Here is a 1,852-nt window from a genome sequence, read left to right as displayed (position 1 = left end):
AGCGCATGCGCCAGGACCGATTGCGGAATGCGAGCGCCAAGGAACCGGAAGAAGCGCCGTCGTTGCTGGGTTACGCAATGACGCGCTGGAAGAGCAAACGCAACGGGTCCACGGACCAGCGGTAATCCGTTTCGGGCGCCGCAAATCCGTTCAGCGATCCCCTCCGCCTGAGATGCTCCGGATTTCATCCCTGAGGATCTCGATGGCGCGGTCCTTGTCCTCGGGTGCATCCCGGTGCATGAGATGCAGAGCGAGGCCATCCGTAAGGGCGTGCAGTCGCTGGCCGTTCCGCGTCGCTTCTGGGCCGGGAGCCTCCGGATCTTCCTCGCGCAGCAGGGCAGCCAATCGAGTACACGCGGAGGCCAGCTGGTCGTGCGCGGCATCCCGCAGCGTCTTGAGTTCGGGCACCGCCGCGGCCTCAGCAATGAGTGCAACGTTGACGTCCATTTCCGCCCGGGTCTGCTCGGTGAAGGGCACCAGGTTCTTGACCACAGTGAGGACGTAATCTTCAGCGCTGCTCTCCCGAGGAAGATTCACGATGCGTTCGTATACCCGCTCCATCATCAATTCGGCGGAGAACATGAGCAGTTCGGTGCGTGTGGGGAACACATGCCGCAACGACCCCACAGCAAGGCCCGCCTCTTCCGCCACCGTTCGCACGGAGACCGCAGAAACACCTGATCTGAGAATTACCCGCCACGCGGCCTCAGCAAGTTCGGCCTTGCGTGCTTCGCGGTCGATTCTGGAGGGCATAACCCCAAACTAGCACGATCGTGCTAGTTTGGTCTGGCACGCCCGTGCTAGTCCAAGTAGGAAGGCCCTCATGGAGACCCTTGGGATTCTTGCGGTTCTCGCCCTGGTCGATTCCACCAGTTTCGGTACCCTGCTCATCCCGATCTGGCTGCTCATGGCGTCCGGCCGCCTGAGGATCGGCCGCTTGCTCGTCTACCTGGCCACGGTGGTGGCGGCGTATTTCGTCATTGGCGTGGTGATCATGTTGGGCGCCACGGCGTTCATCGGCACTTTCGGGGATGCACTGGAATCCCGCGCCGCGTACATCATTCAATTAGTGGTGGGAATCGGCCTGGTCACCCTGAGCTACGTCATGGACCCAGGTACCAAGCGGGCCAAGCGCATCGCCGCCGAGCGCGAGGCGGCCGGCGGCGACGCAGCGGCGTCGACCGGCGGTCGAATCTCGCGCTGGCGCGGCCGAATCCTGGGCGCTGACGGCGCGCCCGCCAGCAAGCGTGCCGGGTCCCTGGCTGCGCTCATGGGCCTTGCCCTGGCGGGGGTCTCGCTCGAGGTGGCCACGATGGTTCCGTACCTGGCGGGCATCGGCATCATTTCGTCGACCAGCCCGAGCCTGGCGGTTTCGCTGTTGATGCTCGCCGGGTACTGCCTGGTGATGATTGCGCCGGCGTTGATCCTGACGCTCGGACGATTGGTAGCCCGCAATGCGCTGGAGCGCCCGCTGTCCGCGCTGGACCGCTGGCTCTCGAAGAACGCCCAGTCCACCACCTCCTGGATCATCGGCATTGTGGGTGTGCTATTAGCCGTTAACGCCTTCGGGATGTTGCAGGCGATGTAGCTGCGCTGCTGTCGCTGCTCAGTAGTTGCGTCGCGCTCGGTTCCTGAGTTCCGCACGGGCGCTCGTGGCAAAGCCTGGCGGGCTAGCTCGAACCATCCAGGCCGCGCAACCGCTCCATCTCACGGCGGTCCTTCTTGGTGGGCCTACCGGCACCCCGGTCACGGCGACCCACGGGAACACTGAGTTCGGCCGGCCGCGGCGGCGAATGATCGATGTAGCACTGCGCTGCCACCGGGGCACCCACGCGCTTGACGATCAACTTGG

2 protein-coding genes and 2 pseudogenes are annotated in these 1,852 nt (G+C 64.5%); 1 reads left to right on the top strand and 3 read right to left on the bottom strand.

Annotation, left to right across the window (positions count from 1 at the left end):
• Positions 1–150: 150 nt before the first annotated feature.
• Together Q4E95_RS13375 and Q4E95_RS13370 are read right to left on the bottom strand one after the other, a co-directional pair.
• Positions 151–582, bottom strand: coding sequence for a TetR family transcriptional regulator C-terminal domain-containing protein (locus Q4E95_RS13375; protein WP_303383768.1), 432 nt, complete (start codon positions 580–582; stop codon positions 151–153).
• Between the two features lie 12 nt (positions 583–594).
• Positions 595–753 (bottom strand): annotated as a pseudogene (locus Q4E95_RS13370) (TetR family transcriptional regulator); the annotation flags it as partial.
• A gap of 70 nt (positions 754–823) precedes the next feature.
• Between Q4E95_RS13370 and Q4E95_RS13365 the strand changes: the two are divergent.
• On the top strand, positions 824–1,588 hold the full coding sequence (locus tag Q4E95_RS13365; RefSeq protein ID WP_303383767.1) for a GAP family protein: 765 nt from the start codon (positions 824–826) through the stop codon (positions 1,586–1,588).
• A gap of 82 nt (positions 1,589–1,670) precedes the next feature.
• Here Q4E95_RS13365 and Q4E95_RS13360 read toward each other — a convergent pair.
• Positions 1,671–1,852 (bottom strand): annotated as a pseudogene (locus Q4E95_RS13360) (RNA-binding S4 domain-containing protein); the annotation flags it as partial.

This window comes from Kocuria sp., assembly GCF_030536815.1.
GTDB lineage: Bacteria > Actinomycetota > Actinomycetes > Actinomycetales > Micrococcaceae > Kocuria > Kocuria gwangalliensis.
This window is presented reverse-complemented; position numbering and strand designations above follow the sequence as displayed.